The organism is Veillonella tobetsuensis (genome assembly GCF_001078375.1).
Classification (GTDB): Bacteria; Bacillota; Negativicutes; order Veillonellales; family Veillonellaceae; genus Veillonella; species Veillonella tobetsuensis.
The window spans coordinates 95,821-112,661 of the sequence record NZ_BBXI01000009.1; the positions used below are offsets into that span (position 1 = coordinate 95,821).

Here is a 16,841-nt window from a genome sequence, read left to right on the forward strand (position 1 = left end):
TGAGTATTGAAAACTTTCGATATCTTTGTTATACTATGTACAGACGAAGTATCTCAAAGATATGAACACATTTATATAATCTCAAGTGAAGGAGGAAATAGACATGGAAAAATACGTATGCGTAGTATGTGGTTGGGTTTATGACGAAGCTGTAGAAGGCGTTAAATTCGAAGATCAACCAGCTGATTATGTTTGCCCAATTTGCGGTGTTGGCAAAGATCAATTCGAAAAAATGTAATTAATACATTAGAAAGGCTATCTTAAGCATTATTGAGATAGCCTTTTTTATTTGACAAAGCACCCTGTCATGTTTATAATATTATAAGTCGAGGTAAGATTATGAAACTGCAAGTAGAGCAAGCAAAAGAACATATAGGAAAGAAATTTCCTTATAGCTATACGATGCCGAGTGTAGAACTTGGTAGTGACGTAGTTGCTTTTCCTTGGAGCCGTCATGATATAACCATCAGTGGTGAGTTTTGGTTTGATGGTCAAAATTACATCGTTCAAGGTTCAATTGAATCTAAAGGTGATTACGATTGTTCTCGTTGTTTGAAAACAACGGAACATGAGCGAAATGATTCCTTCGAGGAAATCTATAGTGAGCGTAGAGATGCCGAGGATGATGCGACTCCTTTCAACGGAGAGGAGATTGACTTAACAGAACTAATTAGGGATACATTAATCATCAATGAGCCCTCTCAAGTGTTATGTCAGGATGATTGCAAAGGATTGTGCGTTCATTGCGGAGCAAATTTGAATGTTTCACCGTGTTCTTGTGAATCCTTTGTGGTGGATCCTCGATTTGCAGAGTTACGTGCTTTGCTTGATGAGAAAGATGATAGATTATCCTAATGATTGTACTAAGGAGGTGCAGATAATGGCAGTACCTAAACGTAGATTATCTAAATGCCGTCGCGATCGTCGTCGTGCGAATTGGAAATTAGAAGCTCCTGGTTATGTAGCATGTCCACAATGCCACGAACCTAAGATGCCTCATCGTGTTTGCCCTACATGTGGTCACTACAAAGGTGAACAAGTAGTAGCAAAAGCTTAATGTAAGCATGTAAAACACCTACACATATGTGTAGGTGTTTTTTCTATGTAAAAAACAGTGTTTTTACAATTGTGTAGTCTTTCAATAGGCAGATCGGCTACATAATTGTAAGAGTGTTGTTTTAGAAGCTGAATATATGTAATGTATTAATATCTAATTTAAAGATTAACGAAATTTAAAATAAGAACAATATTTAGTATATTACAATAAAGTATAACACTATATATACGAAAAACCTTGCCAATATGGGAAATATTATATATACTTAGGATGTAATATTAATACTAGGTCATAAAAGGTGGTCCCATGAGTAGGTTGAAGAAGCAAGAAAGACAGAAACAGTTAACTGAAAAACTGAATATTACGCCTTTTCTTACTGATGAAGAGTTGGCATCGCACTTTGGTGTCAGTGTGCCTACAATTCGACTTGATCGATTAGAATTGGGAATTCCTGAATTGCGTGAACGTATTAAGGCTATGGCTACCGGTCATGCTCAGGAAGATCAACCTGAACCAATACAACATGAAATCGTTGGCGAATTGATAGATGTTACAGAGGGAAAACAAGCTCTTTCTATGTTGCATACGACGCCAGATATGGAAGATCGTTTTGGTTATATAGATCCACAGTATTTGTATGCTCAAGCAAACTCCTTGGCGAAGCTTGTAATGGGGACAACTGTTTGCTCCGCAGAGGTAGGGAATATTAAATATAAAAATCCAGTAGAGTCAGGCACCAATTTGGTTGCGAAAGCAGAAATCGTTCGACGTCGTGGTGATAAGTACTTTATTTGGGTTATAATTAGAGATAAAATAAAAGAAGTGTTTAGAGCTAAATTTATCATGGAGTCTGTGGAGAATCGGGTGTAGTATATGAAAATTGCAATTGACGCCATGGGTGGTGATTTTGCTCCCTTGGAAACCGTCTTAGGCGCCTTGGAAGCAGTGCGAGAAACAAAACATATCGATGTAGTTCTCGTAGGCGATGAAACTCAAATTAATAAAATTTTAGAAGATAATAATGAAATAAATAATCCGCGCGTTACTGTGCATCATGCTAGCGAAGTGATTGGCATGGATGAGCATCCAGGACAAGCATTGCGTAAAAAGAAGGATGCTTCTGTCGTAGTTGCTACAGCATTGGTTCGAAGCAAAGTTTGTGATGCTGTTATCGCACCAGGGAGCACTGGAGCAGCGGTTGCTGCTGCATTATTTGGATTAGGTCGTATTAAAGGTATCGACAGACCGGTTATTGCGACGCCTATGCCTACTGTAAACGGTATTACTGTTATGTTGGACTCTGGTGCCAACTCTAACAGTAAACCTAAACATCTTGTGCAAGGTGCCTTAATGGGTTCTGAATATGCAAAACTATTATTGGGTAAAGAAAATCCTACAGTAGGCCTTTTAAATATTGGTGAAGAGGCCACTAAGGGTAATGAAGTTGTATTGGCTACGTATCCAATTTTAGAAAAAATGAAAACTATTAACTTCAAAGGCAATGTTGAAGGCCGTGATATTCCAAAAGGTGCGGTGGACGTTGTCGTATGTGATGGGTTCGTTGGTAATGTAGTTCTTAAATTTGCAGAAGGTCTTGTAACTAGCTTGACACAGCTTATTAAGGATAGCATTATGGGTGGCAGTATTTTTGCAAAGATCGGTGCTATGCTTATTAAACCAGCATTAAAACCTATAGCTAAAAAATTAGACCACACTGAAAGTGGTGGTGCACCTCTTTTAGGTGTTAATGGTGTATTTATGATTTCTCATGGCAGTTCTAAGGCAAAAGAAATAAAGACTGCTATTAAAATAGCTACCGATTTAGTAGAACGTAAAATTATTGAGCAGATTCGACAAACAGTGGAAATTGAAGGAGCCGTAAAATATGAATATGATGAGTAAACATGTCGGTATTATTGGTACAGGCAGCTTCCTTCCTGATAATGTAGTAACGAACTTTGATTTAGAAAAAATTGTTGATACTAGTGATCAATGGATTAGAGAGCGTACTGGCATTGAAGAAAGACGTATTGCACCAGAAGGTATGAACACATCCTATATGGCTACTGAAGCAGCAAAAAAAGCACTTCAAATGGCTAACTTAAATGCAGAAGATATCGACATGATTATCTTTGCAACACTGACACCAGATATGATAATTCCATCTGCTGCTTGTGTATTACAAGCAAATTTAGGTGCTAAAAATGCGGCTGCTTATGATCTACAAGCGGCATGTTCTGGCTTTGTATATGGCTTAATTACCGCTCATAGCTATATTAGTTCAGGATTATTTAAAAATGTACTAGTGGTAGGTGCAGAAGTACTATCACGCCGTATTAACTGGAAAGATCGTAGTACATGCATCCTATTTGGTGATGGCGCTGGTGCAGCTGTTGTATCAGAAGTTCCTGAAGGATATGGCATCAAAGGTGTTGACTTAGGTGCTGATGGTACTGGTGGGCCAGCACTATGCATTCCAGCTGGTGGTACTGCTGTTGTAGCTAATGACCAACGTATCGAAGAGGGGTTGACCTTCGTTCATATGGATGGCCCAGAAGTATATAAATTTGCAGTTAAAACAATGGGGAGAACAGCATTAAAATCATTAGAGCGTGCTAATATGAATTTAGAGGAACTGGATTTCTTTATTCCTCATCAAGCTAATATTCGTATTATCGATTCAGCTGCTAAACGTTTACACATGCCAAAAGAAAAGGTATTTGTAAATTTACATAAGTATGGGAATACATCTGCTGCATCAGTAGCGATTGCGTTAGATGAGGCTAATCGTCAAGGTTGCTTAAAACGTGGTGATAATGTAGCACTTGCAGGATTTGGTGCTGGTCTTACCTGGGCTAGCCTCGTCTTGAAATGGTATTAAGGAGGAAACATCAAGATGATTAAGACAGATATTTGTGATTTGTTGCAGATTGAATATCCAATCTTTCAAGGTGGTATGGCTTGGTTAGGAACTGCAGAACTTGCATCAGCTGTATCTGAAGCTGGCGGCCTTGGCATCATTGGTGCAGGTCATATGCCACCAGATGTTTTCCGCAATGAAATCCACAAAGTAAAAGAACGTACTAGTAAACCGTTTGGTTGTAACATTATGCTTATGTCTCCATTTGTAAAAGAAGTTATGGAAGTAGTCGTTGAAGAACGCGTTCCTGTTATTACAACTGGTGCAGGTAATCCAGGTGTTTATATTCCAGCATTGAAAGAGATTGGTACAAAGGTTATTCCTGTAGTGGCATCTGTATTATTAGCTAAACGTTTGCTTCGTGGTGGCATTGATGCGCTTATTGCAGAAGGTACTGAGTCAGGTGGCCATGTTGGTGATATTACAACAATGGCATTGTTACCACAAGTTGTAGATGCTGTCGATGTTCCAGTTATTGCTGCTGGTGGTATTGCAGATGGTCGTGGCGTAGCAGCTGCGTTTGCACTAGGTGCTCATGCAGTTCAAATGGGTACACGTTTTGTCCTATCTGAAGAATGTATCGCTCATGAAAACTATAAAAACGCTGTATTGAAAGCAAAAGATCGTTCTACTGTTATGACTGGTCTTACAACAGGTCATCCAGTTCGAATTATCGACAATCAATTAGCACATAAATATAAAAATCTTGAATTTAATGGTGGTTCCAAGGAAGAATTAGAAAATCTTGGCGCAGGCACACTTCGTAAAGCTGCTATTGAAGGTGATGTAAAAGAAGGTTCTGTTATGATTGGTCAAATTGCAGGTATGTTGCAAGATGTTAAACCATGTAAAGATATCATTGTTGATATTATGACAGAAGCTGAAGCTGTTATTAATAACTTACAAAGATTTGGTAAATAAGGAGGATATCCTATGAAAACAGCATTTGTTTTTCCTGGTCAAGGTTCACAAAAAGTAGGTATGCTGCAAGATTTATATAATGCATATCCTATTGTAAAACAACGTTTTGAAGAAGCTGACGAAGCATTAGGTTATTCTATTACTAAATTATGCTTTGAAGGTCCTGATACTGAATTGGTTAAGACAGCTAATACGCAACCTGCCATTTTAACTGCTTCTGTAGCTTGCTACGAAGTATTAAAAGAACAAGGCTTTACACCTGATATTGTAGGTGGTCATAGCTTAGGTGAGTACAGTGCGTTAGTAGCTGCAGGTGTTTTAGATTTTAAAGATGCCGTATATGTAGTTCATAAACGTGGTGAATATATGCAAGAAGCAGTGCCATTAGGTAAAGGTGCTATGGCGGCTATCCTTGCATTGCCAAGAGAACAAGTTGTTGAAATTTGCCAACAAGTAAATGATACTGTAGGCTCTGTACAAGCAGTTAACTTTAACTGCCCAGGTCAAATCGTTATTGCTGGTGAAACAGCAGCTGTGGAGACAGCAGCAGAAAAAATGAAAGAAGCTGGTGCAAAACGTGCCGTTATGCTTCCTGTAAGTGCTCCATTCCATAGCCGTCTTATGGAACCAGCAGCTGTTCGCTTAAAAGAAGAATTAGATAAAATTCAAGTTAACGATGCTCAAATTCCAGTGGTAGCTAATGTAACAGGTAAGATTTTGACAAATGCTAGCGATATTAAAGAGTCTTTAGTAACTCAAGCTGCTAATCCTGTATTGTGGGAAGACTGCGTAGCAGAAATGGTTAACTTTGGTGTAACTCGATTTGTAGAGGTTGGTCCTGGTAAAGTATTAACGGGATTCACTAAAAAAATAAATAAAGAAATGGAATTAGCTAATGTAGAAGACATTCCATCCTTAGAGAAAACGCTTGAATTTTTAAAGGGGGTTCGATAAAATGCACTTAGAGGGTAAAGTAGCTCTCGTAACTGGCGCATCTCGTGGTATCGGTCGCGCTGTTGCTATTCAGCTTGCACAATCTGGTGCTGATGTAGCTGTTAACTATAGTGGTAGTGAAGCTGCCGCTCAAGAAACAGTTGATGCTATCTTAGCATTAGGTCGCAAAGCGATTAAAATTAAAACCAATGTTGCAAACGCAGAAGAAGTGGCAGCAATGGTAGAAGAAACGCATAAAACATTTGGTCATATCGATATCTTAGTAAACAATGCTGGTATCACTCGTGATGGCTTGCTTATGCGTATGAAAGATGAAGACTTTGATGCAGTTATCGATATCAACCTTAAAGGTGTATATTTGGTAACTAAGGCAGTATCCAAAATCATGATGAAACAACGCTCTGGTCGCATTATTAATATGACTTCCGTTGTAGGTGTAATGGGTAATGCGGGCCAAGCAAATTATGCAGCTTCTAAAGCAGGTGTAATTGGTTTTACTAAATCTTGTGCTAAAGAATTAGCTAGCCGTGGCATCACAGTTAATGCTATTGCGCCTGGTTTTATCAATACTGATATGACCGACGTATTGCCTGAAAAGGTTAAAGAAGCTATGGTAACACAAATTCCGTTGGGCCGTATGGCTAACCCAGAAGAAGTGGCTGCCGTAACAACATTCCTTGCTAGTGATTTTGCTAGCTATGTTACTGGTCAAGTTATCAATGTAGATGGTGGCATGGTAATGTAGATACAAAATTAGACTATATATAAATCTCATTTGAAAGGAGGTGAACCACTAATGAGCACTTTCGATAAAGTTAAAGCAATCGTTGTGGAACAATTAGGCGTTGATGAAGCTGAAGTTACCATTGATTCTACATTCATCGACGACTTAGGCGCTGACTCCTTGGATATCGTTGAATTAATCATGGCATTTGAAGAAGAATTCAATGTTGAAATCCCTGACGACGTTGCAGAAAAAATCAAAACCGTTAAGGATACAGTAGAATATATTGATTCTGCTAAATAAGCTGTATAGCTGACAATTCAGCCGTGCGGGGGGCCGAGTGGCTCCCCAAATCGGTTTTGTTTACAGGAGGAATTGATAGTGAAGCTCCCTGAACTTCGCATTGGGAATCTAGTGGCCAAAGTACCTATTATTCAAGGTGGTATGGCGATTAGATTGTCTACAGCTCGGTTGGCAGCAGCCGTTGCAAATGAAGGTGGTATTGGCCTAATTGCAGCATCTGGCTTGCCTTTTGATGAATTACGATATGAAATACAATTAGCTAGAAAATTATCACCTACGGGTATTATTGGTATAAATGCGATGGTAGCGGCCACTCAATTTGCTGGCCTTGTTAAAACTGCCATCGAAGAGGGCATTGATCTTGTAGTAGCAGGTGCTGGTTTTTCAAGAGATATGTTCGCAATGGGCAAAGAATCTGGTACTCCAATCGTACCAATTGTTTCGTCCGCAAAATTAGCTCGCATTTCTGAAGGTTTAGGTGCTGCAGCAGTAATCGTAGAAGGCTGCGAAGCTGGCGGCCACTTGGGTACGGATCGTTCCGCTCGAGAAATCGTTCCAGAAGTTGTAGCTGCCGTTAAAAACATTCCAGTTATTGCTGCTGGTGGTGTTCTCGATGGTCGCGATATTGTAGAAATGTTGAAATTAGGTGCTAATGGCGTTCAAATGGGCAGTCGTTTTGCTGCATCTGATGAATGTAATGCATCTGATGAATTGAAAAAAATGTATGTGCGTGCTACAAATCCTGAAGATATTGTACTTATTCAAAGTCCAGTAGGGTTACCAGGACAGGCTATCAAAAATAAATTTGCTGAATCTGTTCTTGATGGTACAGTAGCGCCACCAACAGTGTGTGACAATTGTTTAAAACATTGTTCCCATAAATTCTGTATTATCCGTGCTTTATCTAGAGCACAACAAGGTGATGTGGAAACGGGGTTAGTATTCTCTGGCAATAATATGAGAAAAGTCGACAAGATTATGCCAGTTAAAGATATTTTTGCTCAGTTGAAACAACAAGTAGCAGAAATCGATTAATTAAAGGGGCTATATAGCTATAAGAGGTGGAATAATTGGAAAAACGTGTAGTAATTACTGGCTTAGGAGCAGTTACTCCGGTAGGTATCGGTAAAGAAAATTTCTACAATGCGTTATTAGAGGGTAAATCTGGTATTGGCCCGATTACACGCTTTGATGCATCTGACTATGCAACACGCATTGCAGGCGAAGTTAAAGATTTTGATATTACTCAATATGGTGTAGACAAAAAAGAAGCTCGCCGTATGGACCGTTCCGTTGAATTCGCTATTGGTGCAGCCGTTCTTGCCGCTGATGATGCAAAATTGGCACTTGATGAAGAAGATTTGGACCGTTGTGGTACAGTTGTTGGTACTGGTATTGGCGGTATTGATTCTATTCATGAAGTATATACAACATTGTTTGATAAAGGTCCTGGTCGCGTAAGCCCATTTGCAGTTCCTATGATGATTGCAAATATGTCTTCTGCACGTGTATCCATTCGCCTTGGCTTGAAAGGTCCTGTTATTACAGACGTAACAGCTTGTACTTCTGGTACTAATGCAATTGGTGATGCATTCCGCATTATCCAACGTGGCGATGCAGATATCATGTTTGCTGGTGGTACTGAAGCGGCTGTTTCCCCTGCTGCTGTAGCAGGTTTTGCAGCTATGAAAGCTATGTCTACTCGTAACGATGAACCTACAAAAGCTTCTCGTCCATTTGATAAAGACCGCGATGGTTTCGTAATGGGTGAAGGTGCAGGTATCGTTGTACTTGAAGAATTAGAACATGCTAAAGCTCGTGGTGCTCATATCTATGCTGAAGTTGTAGGTTATGGTACAAATGGTGATGCATACCACATTACTGCTCCAGCTCCAGGTGGTGTACAAGCTCGTAAATGTATGGAATTAGCAATTAAAGATGCTGGTATCGATCTTAAAGATATTAACTACATCAATGCTCACGGTACATCTACAGGCCTTAATGACCAAAATGAAACATTGGCTATTAAAGAATTGTTCGGCGACCATGCAAAAAATATCGCTGTTAACTCTACAAAATCCATGACAGGTCACTTGTTGGGCGCTGCTGGTGCGATTGAAACTATTGTAATGGCAATGGCAATCGAAACAGGTAAGGTTCATCCAACAATTAACTGTGATAATCCAGATGAAGGTTTAGATCTTGATTATGTACGTGAAGGTGCTCGTGATTTACATATTACAGCAGCTCTTTCGAACTCCTTCGGTTTTGGTGGTCATAACGGTACACTTTGTGTTCGCCGTTATGAAGATTAATGGGGCGTCACGTATCGCATAAGAATATTATAATGACACAAGCTCGTGAGGATTCTCTTCATGAGCTTGTTAGTCGTTTAGATATACCGACGATTGATATTTCAGTTTTAGATTGTGCTTTAACTCATACATCTTATGCGAATGAACATAAAACTAAGTATATTCATCACAATCAGCGATTAGAGTTTCTTGGTGATGCCGTACTAGATCTTATCATTGGGGAATATCTATTTAAAACACATCCAGATATGTCGGAAGGTAATTTAACGAAAATTAAGGCTGCTACAGTTTGTGAAGATTCATTAGCTTCTGTGAGCCGCTCTTTGCGGTTAGGTGATTACTTATTGTTAGGTCATGGAGAGAAATCCTCTGGTGGTAATAATCGAAAATCTATTCTGGCAGATACCTTCGAATCCTTAATTGGGGCATTATATATTACTACTGACTATCAAACTGTAATGAAGTTTGCTCTTCATCACTTGGCTCCTAATTTAAAGCAAGCCTTAGAAGGGAAACGTGGTAAAGATTATAAAACATTGTTGCAAGAATTTGTACAACGAGATGGTGATAAACACATCGTGTATAATCTTATTGGTGAAGCAGGTCCAGACCATGCAAAAACCTTTACAATGGAGGTATCTATTGATGGCGTAAATTATGAGGCCGGCTCTGGTAAAAGTAAAAAAATTGCAGAACAACATGCAGCACAATTGACCCTCGAAAAGTTAATGGCTGCTATATAAGAAGCGCCGAAAGGCGCTTTTTATATAGGAACTATTAATAGAATAGAAATAAATAGCTATAGACAGTCTTAATATGATGAATGCATTGATATGTTGAAAGCTCTAATGGGTTAGTATACATATAGGTTAAACAAATATAGGTTAAAATATATAGATTAAAACACATAAATAATTAATAGAAAGGAGGTAAAAGTAATGAGATATGGTATGATTCCTTTTTTTATACCCCATGTAGGATGCCCACATGTTTGTACATTTTGTAATCAGTCTCGTATTACAGAAACGGTGGGGATAGGACATTTAACACCCGAATATATTGCATCTACTATTAAGGACTATGTAGGGGACTCAAAAAATGATAAGTTTTGGGAGGTCTGTTTTTACGGAGGATCCTTTTCTGCTATCGATCAAAAATTGCAGATACAGTTATTAAAACCTGCTTATGAAGCATTACAATCAGGATTAATAGACAGCATTCGATGCTCTACAAGGCCAGATGCAGTCAGTGACAGACAATTAGAATTATTATGTTCATTAGGCATGAAGACAATTGAGTTAGGCGTACAATCGATGGATGATACCGTTCTATCCCTCGCTAAACGCGGTCATACCTCTGATGATGTAAAAGTGGCTGTTAAACAATTACGAAAGTTTGAATTTACTGTAGGACTACAACTATTGCCAGGGCTTTTAGGCGATTCATGGGAAACGATAATACAAACAGCTGTCGAAATAACTGCATTGCAGCCTGATTTTGTACGTATTTATCCCGTTCTCGTCATAGATCATACGGAATTGGCGGAACAATACAAGTCAGGTATATATGAGCCATTATCATTGGAATTAGCATTACAGTATTGTGCATTTTTAAAGACTTGGTTTGAATCGCATTATATTACTGTTATTCGGACTGGATTGCAAAGCACTGAAGAACTCGATACAGGTACTAGTCTATTGGCAGGTCCTTATGAGCCTGCTATGGGGGAATTGGTGTCAAATGAACAATGGCGCCAGAGGATAGAGTATTGTATGAATGAACATACAGAATATTTTGAAGAAACTATTAAGGCTGTTGTTGTTAAATACCCAAGAAGTCTTACCTCTAAGGTTCGAGGATTAAAAAAACGAAATGTTGAATATTTTGAAAATATGTATAAGGATATAACTTTCACATGGCGAGAAAATAATGATATTGATACAGTACAATGCAGTATAGATGGCATGGTATATGTGGTATAATTAAAGATATTAACAAAAACCCTAACAATCATTGATATTGCTAGGGTTTTGTTTTATTTATCAAAAAATCGTCAAAAATTATTAGCCAAAAATATTAGCTACGCTTTCCGCAGCCTTTAACCTCATCTCATCCGTGTAGTGTATGTAATTGTGAATAACTGTATCTACTGTATCACCAAGTAGGCTTGCTACTGTTTTAACATCTACATTATTTGCTAATAAAGTAGTAGCGTATGTATGACGGAATGCATGCATTGATTTTTCTGGAATATATTTTTGTAATATTCTGTTAGGGGTAGTAGTATTACTCCGCCTAAAGTTAAACAACCTATCTGTTGTACATACATTTTTATATTTTTTCAGTATCTCAAGTAATGCAGGCGGTATTGGTATAGTCCTTATTCCATTAGTGGATTTAGTAAATGAGTAGTCGAATTGATTATTTCCTAGTGCTACCCATTGTTTGTTTATGGCGATTGTTTTATTTGTGAAGTCTATATCGTTCCATGTTATAGCTATTATTTCGCCATACCTAGCACCTGTATATCTTGCCACCATGAACAATACGTAGTATAAATAGTTGCCATCCTCTAATTCGTCTAATCGTTGTAACTCATCAGCGGTAATAACAGAAACCTTTTTTACATCACGTTGTTTTAACGGCTTAATAGGTTTACAAGGATTTTCACGAACTACTTTGTATGGAGAGATAGCATAGTTAAATAACATATTTAGCACTCTATATGCTAGGTTTATTGTAGCAACTGCATATACGGAATGATTGAATTGATGTAGTATATCTTGCGTTGTAATCGTGGATAGTTTTTTATCCTTTAATGCATCAACTACATTGAGTGCGTTCTTGTAAGTGATCAATGTATTCTTTGTAGCGTTGATATGTTCACTAATAAATATATTAAAAAACTCAATAAGCGTTATATCTTTTAGACTATCATCAAGTGGACTGGTGATAGTCTTTTTTAGATTGTCTACTATTTCTTGGCCATAAAGTTTTGCATCTCTTTGTGTAGCGAAACCCTGTTTAGATTTCTGTTTCCACTTATAGCCATCCTTATAGCTAACTATAATCTGAAACCCTTTGTCTTTTTTTCTGATAGTGAAATTGTATTGCATAATTCACCTCATATGATGTGAGTGTAAAAGTTAATACCCTCTACATCGTCAAATTGCCTTGCATGAGCCATACGCTCGATTAAATCAACATTAGCGTTATTGTACATATCGTCATGTATGATATGGCCTAATTCGTGTAGTATTCCTTGCCTTTGTATATCTCGTGGCTTATTGCTATTAACTAGGATTGTATATGTTCCGTCATCATTTAGTTTTAATACCGCAGTTTGTGTTTTCCGTAATTTTATGTAAATCAAATTGATGTTCATACTATCATCCCCTTATAGGGTTATTGTACAAAGTAGTATGTGCATAAAATTTCCCATGTGTTAGTTAATAAATGAAATATAGAGCTATTATTCTGAAAGTGTATTTGATGGATTATGCTTTTTAAGTAATAAAGCAATTAGGACTATAAGATTTAAAATAGGGAAAATAGAAAGTATGGAAAGTATTGTTGCTTTAAGATTATATTTGCTTTGATATATGTCTACTGCCATATGATACGTTAAAGACGCAAATATAAAGCTAGCAATATAAGAAATATTCATAAGAAATAGTGATGACGAGTACGAATGTTTGCCAGTAACCGAAACAAAAACAAATATAATCGCCCAGATTATAAAAACAACCATAGACAAAGCACAATACGAATCTTTAGACATCATTAAATTCGGCGAGTTTTTTTGCCTTTTTTTATTTAGAAAATAATTTAAGATGATTAATACTATAATATCTAAAATCATATTATTTACCCTCTCTTTTCTTTAACATTTCGATAGTATTTATCACAAAATCTATATCGCTTTTAGACATATCTTTACTGGCATCAAATAGTATGCGTAAATCTGGATTATCTTTAATCGCTTGTGCGTATTCTGATACAGATGAATCATTGTAGTACTGTTCGTCAGTATCAGATTTATCCTCTATTAAATCTGATTTTTCTACCCCAAAATAGTTAGCTAACTGTTCTATTTTATTCATTCTAGGCATTTTAGTGCCGTTAACCCATGTTGAAATAGTTGATTTGTTTAATCTTAAATCGGCTACTAAATCGGCTTGTGTCTTTTTGTTTCTTGCTAATAAATTACTTAAATTTTTAGCAAACACCTTTTTGTAATCAGAATTCATGATAAACTCCTATTCTTCTCACCTGTATATTTCTATATTAATACTTAAAGTAGTAAACTTCAATACTATTTTTTAAAAAAGTTTACTTTTAGTATTGACATTCTACTTTAAGTAAACTATACTAATAGCATAAGAAAGGGGTGATAAATTGAAGCGATTAAAAATTTCATTGAAAGCAGCAAGAGTTAATGCAAATCTATCTCAAGAAAATGTGGCAAAGAAAATGAAGAAATCTAAAGTTACAATCAACAATTGGGAGAATGGTAAAACAGAAATCGACTATGGAAATTTAACTGAATTATGTAGATTGTATTCAGTAACTATGGATGATATTATTTTGCCTTATTAGTCTACTTTAAGTAGAAAAAAGAAAGGGTGAATGCATGAGTGAATTACAAATTTTTAAAAGCAATCAATTTGGTAATGTACGCATTGTAATGCAAGGTCAAGAAGCTTGGTTTGTTGCTAAAGATGTATGTAACTGTCTTGAAATTAACAATTCAAGACAAGCGTTAATCCGATTGGACGATGATGAAAAGAGTAGTGTCATTTTAAATGACGGTACTCCGGGAAATCCAGAAAAATCTGTTGTCAATGAATATGGCTTATATAGTTTGGTGCTTTCAAGTAGAAAGCCAGAAGCTAAAGAATTTAAGCGCTGGATCACACATGATGTTATCCCTCAAATACGTAAAACAGGACAATACGTTGCAGATATACCTCGCACATTGCCAGATGCATTAAGAGCATATGCTAATGAGGTTGAAGAACATAATAAAGCAAAAGCTTTGATTGAAGAGCAAAAGCCAAAAGTTTTGTTCGCTGATAGTGTAGCAGCCAGTCATACATCTATCTTGGTAGGTGATTTAGCAAAATTACTTCACCAAAATGGAGTAAAAGACATGGGGCAAAAACGATTGTTTAATTGGTTACGTGAAAACTCATATTTAATAAAACGTAAAGGTTCTGATTATAACAGTCCTACACAAAAAGCAATGGAAATGGGACTATTCCAAATTAAAGAAACTGTTGTAAGCCATGCTGATGGTCATACATCGGTTAATAAAACTACAAAAGTAACAGGAAAAGGACAACAGTATTTTATTAATAAATTTTTAGGTGAATAAAATGGAAAGCCTTGTATACACGGCTAACCAAGTAGCGGAACTATTTCAAATTTCACTAACTGCAGTATATGACCTAAGAAATAAAGGCAAGCTAAAACAACTACCGAATGTAAGCGGTGTAAGGTTTAGTAAAAAAGAGGTCGAAGCACTAGCAGGAGTTGAAAGCGAATACTCGGCTATTGGTTACAGAAAATTAAAAAACGAAGTGGAAACACTAAGAGAAGAAAACAATCGTTTAAAAAGTGAAATAAAAAAAATCACTAGCCAAATGCTAGTGATTGTAGGAGAAGAATTATGAGATTTGAGTGGAAAGTAAAACAGCTAAAAAATGAGTTGGTAATGCTAAAAGAAAGATTAAACAATGCATTTCACAAAAGACATGCATTCAGAACAGACCACCCTTGCTATAAAGTAATAGCAAAAAGAAGAGTGGCTGTTGCAATTAGAGAGATTAGGACTTGCAATCATGAAATAGCACATTGGAGCGTACAATGAAATTTATTTATCTTACAAGAGCAATTGCCCTGTTCTTTATGGTTGGCTCTATCAACTCAATAGAGTATGACCTAATAGACGCATGGACAGGGTTTTTGCAAATCTCATTAGGTATAACATTACTCATCCTTTCAAATTTCTGGATGAGGGAAATAAAAAAAGCACGCTAGACCGACCAAAGCCATAAGCGTGCGTGTAGAGTGATTTTGAAAATACTCTACTTGTATTTTAACACAAATATAAGGAGAAAAACATGGAAATTAATTTAACACCAGTTGTTAGCCGAAACGAACAAGTATTCAAATGGAATAAAGATGAAATTAAATCTTACTTTGAGGCGCAGTTAGAGAAATACAAAGGCCTTGTAGTAACGGAAGAAAACTATAAGGAAATGGTAAGTGCTAAGAATGAAATTGTTAAGTATCGGACAACGCTTGATAAATTCTGTAAAGAGAAAAAAAGAGAACTCAAAAGACCTATTGAACTGTTTGAGGAAGAAGTAAATGAAGTATTGAAAGTCGTTTACGATGCAGAAAAGCCATTGGCGGAACAAATTAAATACTTTGACGAAAAAGAAGTACAAGAAAAAACAGAAACCATCAACAAGTTTATTGAAAAGATGGTTGAAAAGTATTACGTTCGTGCAGAATATGCGGAACAACTACAACGTGATAAACGATGGTTAAATAAAACTGCAAAGATGAAAGACATTGAAACCTCTATTGAGGGAATGATGATTGAAATTGCAAAGCGACAACAATCGGATGACGATTATAAACAAATTCTAGCAGAGAAAGAAGGAATGATTGAGTTTGTGGTTGATACTTGCAACCAGCAATACGAATTAGCCACACCGATTACTTTTAATGAGTGCTGGCCTGTAGTAAAAGATATGCCACTAGATCAAGCTAGAGAATTTATCAATTCAAAATTTGCTAAACGCAATGAAATGGAAGAGGCTGCACGAGCAAGTATCACAAATGAAACAGTTGAAATAGTAGAAACATCAGAAGCAAAAACAAGTTTAACAGTAACTGTATATAACTTAACAGAAGAAGATGCAAAAGATTTAACTGATTTCTTGGAAATGCGTGGTTACAAATATAAAGAGGTATAGATGGATAGTAGATATATAGCGGTTAAAACTGTACCGCAATCAGCGTTGAAAGTAATTGACTTTGGGAAACTTAAAGGAAAATATGACATTTCTCCTCAATGGCGATGGGAAATCTTAACCGAAACATATGGTATGTGTGGAATTGGTTGGAAATTTGAAGTTGTTAGTACTCAACAAGTACCAGTCGAAGAAACCAAAGAAACTATGTTGTATGTATTGGTAAATCTATACATCAAAGATGGTGATGAATGGAGTGAACCAATTCCTGGATATGGTGGAGATTTCCTAATCTACAAAGATAAAAATGGTTTTCACGGCAACGATGAAGCCTTTAAGATGGCCGTTACTGATGCATTAGGTACTGCAGCAAAAATGATTGGTGTAGGTGCTGATGTATATCGAGGCTTGCAAGATACAAAAATCAATGCAGCGGCAGAAAAAGAAAAGAAAGAAAAAGAGTTTAACCCTCAAAATGCGTATGCAATTGTATTACAAACGGCTGGCGAACATGGGATTAGTAGTGAGCAACTAAACCAACAACTTACAAAAATGTTTGGTGTTGGTGTGATTGATAACATTACAAGAAATCAAATGTCAAAACTTTATGACTGGGTAAAAGGTTATGAAGTGGACAACAAATAACATCGAAACATTAAGA

At 36.8% G+C, this 16,841-nt stretch carries 23 protein-coding genes; 20 read left to right on the forward strand and 3 right to left on the reverse strand.

Annotated features, from left to right (window positions below):
- The first annotated feature begins 103 nt into the window (after window positions 1-103).
- From VEI_RS03225 to VEI_RS03290, 14 genes are all read left to right on the forward strand, one after another.
- Window positions 104-238 (forward strand): rubredoxin, encoded by a 135-nt coding sequence (locus VEI_RS03225; RefSeq protein WP_004693422.1) that lies wholly within the window; start codon window positions 104-106, stop codon window positions 236-238.
- A gap of 101 nt (window positions 239-339) precedes the next feature.
- Entirely contained in the window at window positions 340-855 is a 516-nt protein-coding gene (locus tag VEI_RS03230; RefSeq protein ID WP_059361886.1) for a YceD family protein, read from the forward strand.
- A 25-nt stretch (window positions 856-880) separates the two neighbouring features.
- The gene (gene rpmF / locus VEI_RS03235; protein ID WP_059361887.1) at window positions 881-1,057 is read left to right on the forward strand and encodes a 50S ribosomal protein L32; all 177 of its coding nucleotides are present in this window, start codon (window positions 881-883) and stop codon (window positions 1,055-1,057) included.
- A 306-nt stretch (window positions 1,058-1,363) separates the two neighbouring features.
- Entirely contained in the window at window positions 1,364-1,927 is a 564-nt protein-coding gene (gene fapR, locus VEI_RS03240) for a transcription factor FapR (RefSeq protein WP_059361888.1), read from the forward strand.
- A gap of 3 nt (window positions 1,928-1,930) precedes the next feature.
- Window positions 1,931-2,959 (forward strand): phosphate acyltransferase PlsX, encoded by a 1,029-nt coding sequence (plsX, locus tag VEI_RS03245; protein WP_059361889.1) that lies wholly within the window; start codon window positions 1,931-1,933, stop codon window positions 2,957-2,959.
- Complete coding sequence (locus VEI_RS03250; protein ID WP_059361890.1) at window positions 2,943-3,938, forward strand: beta-ketoacyl-ACP synthase III; 996 nt, start codon at window positions 2,943-2,945, stop codon at window positions 3,936-3,938. The genes plsX and VEI_RS03250 overlap by 17 nt, the downstream gene beginning before the upstream one ends.
- Before the next feature lie 15 nt (window positions 3,939-3,953).
- Window positions 3,954-4,898 carry an enoyl-[acyl-carrier-protein] reductase FabK gene (gene fabK / locus VEI_RS03255; protein ID WP_059361891.1) on the forward strand — a complete coding sequence of 315 codons (945 nt, stop codon included), beginning with the start codon at window positions 3,954-3,956 and terminating at the stop codon, window positions 4,896-4,898.
- A 12-nt stretch (window positions 4,899-4,910) separates the two neighbouring features.
- A complete protein-coding gene (gene fabD / locus VEI_RS03260) occupies window positions 4,911-5,852 on the forward strand; it encodes an ACP S-malonyltransferase (RefSeq protein WP_059361892.1) in 942 nt (313 codons plus the stop codon).
- 1 nt (window position 5,853) lies between these two features.
- Window positions 5,854-6,597 carry a 3-oxoacyl-[acyl-carrier-protein] reductase gene (fabG, locus tag VEI_RS03265; protein ID WP_059361893.1) on the forward strand — a complete coding sequence of 248 codons (744 nt, stop codon included), beginning with the start codon at window positions 5,854-5,856 and terminating at the stop codon, window positions 6,595-6,597.
- 51 nt (window positions 6,598-6,648) lie between these two features.
- A complete protein-coding gene (locus VEI_RS03270) occupies window positions 6,649-6,879 on the forward strand; it encodes an acyl carrier protein (protein ID WP_005376767.1) in 231 nt (76 codons plus the stop codon).
- Between the two features lie 78 nt (window positions 6,880-6,957).
- Window positions 6,958-7,914, forward strand: coding sequence for an NAD(P)H-dependent flavin oxidoreductase (locus tag VEI_RS03275; protein WP_059361894.1), 957 nt, complete (start codon window positions 6,958-6,960; stop codon window positions 7,912-7,914).
- Between the two features lie 35 nt (window positions 7,915-7,949).
- Window positions 7,950-9,194, forward strand: a complete 1,245-nt coding sequence (gene fabF, locus VEI_RS03280; protein WP_059361895.1) for a beta-ketoacyl-ACP synthase II — start codon at window positions 7,950-7,952, stop codon at window positions 9,192-9,194.
- The gene (gene rnc / locus VEI_RS03285; RefSeq protein WP_082161454.1) at window positions 9,194-9,937 is read left to right on the forward strand and encodes a ribonuclease III; all 744 of its coding nucleotides are present in this window, start codon (window positions 9,194-9,196) and stop codon (window positions 9,935-9,937) included. The genes fabF and rnc overlap by 1 nt, the downstream gene beginning before the upstream one ends.
- Before the next feature lie 195 nt (window positions 9,938-10,132).
- Window positions 10,133-11,176, forward strand: coding sequence for an elongator complex protein 3 (locus VEI_RS03290; RefSeq protein WP_059361897.1), 1,044 nt, complete (start codon window positions 10,133-10,135; stop codon window positions 11,174-11,176).
- An 81-nt stretch (window positions 11,177-11,257) separates the two neighbouring features.
- Here VEI_RS03290 and VEI_RS03295 read toward each other — a convergent pair whose 3' ends face one another.
- The 3 genes from VEI_RS03295 to VEI_RS03310 form a co-directional block, all read right to left on the reverse strand.
- Window positions 11,258-12,310, reverse strand: a complete 1,053-nt coding sequence (locus tag VEI_RS03295) for a site-specific integrase (RefSeq protein WP_059361898.1) — start codon at window positions 12,308-12,310, stop codon at window positions 11,258-11,260.
- Between the two features lie 8 nt (window positions 12,311-12,318).
- Window positions 12,319-12,579: an ImmA/IrrE family metallo-endopeptidase gene (locus VEI_RS03300; protein WP_059361899.1), complete on the reverse strand. Its 261-nt coding sequence runs from the start codon at window positions 12,577-12,579 to the stop codon at window positions 12,319-12,321.
- 478 nt (window positions 12,580-13,057) lie between these two features.
- Window positions 13,058-13,444, reverse strand: coding sequence for a helix-turn-helix domain-containing protein (locus VEI_RS03310; RefSeq protein ID WP_059361901.1), 387 nt, complete (start codon window positions 13,442-13,444; stop codon window positions 13,058-13,060).
- A gap of 148 nt (window positions 13,445-13,592) precedes the next feature.
- Between VEI_RS03310 and VEI_RS03315 the strand changes: the two genes are divergently transcribed.
- The 6 genes from VEI_RS03315 to VEI_RS03340 all read left to right on the forward strand — a co-directional run bounded on the left by VEI_RS03315 (window position 13,593) and on the right by VEI_RS03340 (window position 16,825).
- Window positions 13,593-13,793 (forward strand): helix-turn-helix transcriptional regulator, encoded by a 201-nt coding sequence (locus VEI_RS03315; protein ID WP_059361902.1) that lies wholly within the window; start codon window positions 13,593-13,595, stop codon window positions 13,791-13,793.
- 34 nt (window positions 13,794-13,827) lie between these two features.
- A complete protein-coding gene (locus VEI_RS03320; protein ID WP_059361903.1) occupies window positions 13,828-14,571 on the forward strand; it encodes a phage antirepressor in 744 nt (247 codons plus the stop codon).
- Window position 14,572: 1 nt separating this feature from the next.
- Window positions 14,573-14,869 carry a helix-turn-helix domain-containing protein gene (locus tag VEI_RS03325; RefSeq protein WP_059361904.1) on the forward strand — a complete coding sequence of 99 codons (297 nt, stop codon included), beginning with the start codon at window positions 14,573-14,575 and terminating at the stop codon, window positions 14,867-14,869.
- On the forward strand, window positions 14,866-15,066 hold the full coding sequence (locus tag VEI_RS03330) for a hypothetical protein (protein WP_059361905.1): 201 nt from the start codon (window positions 14,866-14,868) through the stop codon (window positions 15,064-15,066). Before VEI_RS03325 ends, VEI_RS03330 begins: the two co-directional genes overlap by 4 nt.
- 253 nt (window positions 15,067-15,319) lie before the next feature.
- Complete coding sequence (locus tag VEI_RS03335; RefSeq protein ID WP_059361906.1) at window positions 15,320-16,183, forward strand: DUF1351 domain-containing protein; 864 nt, start codon at window positions 15,320-15,322, stop codon at window positions 16,181-16,183.
- On the forward strand, window positions 16,184-16,825 hold the full coding sequence (locus VEI_RS03340) for a Rad52/Rad22 family DNA repair protein (RefSeq protein WP_059361907.1): 642 nt from the start codon (window positions 16,184-16,186) through the stop codon (window positions 16,823-16,825).
- Window positions 16,826-16,841 lie beyond the last annotated feature (16 nt).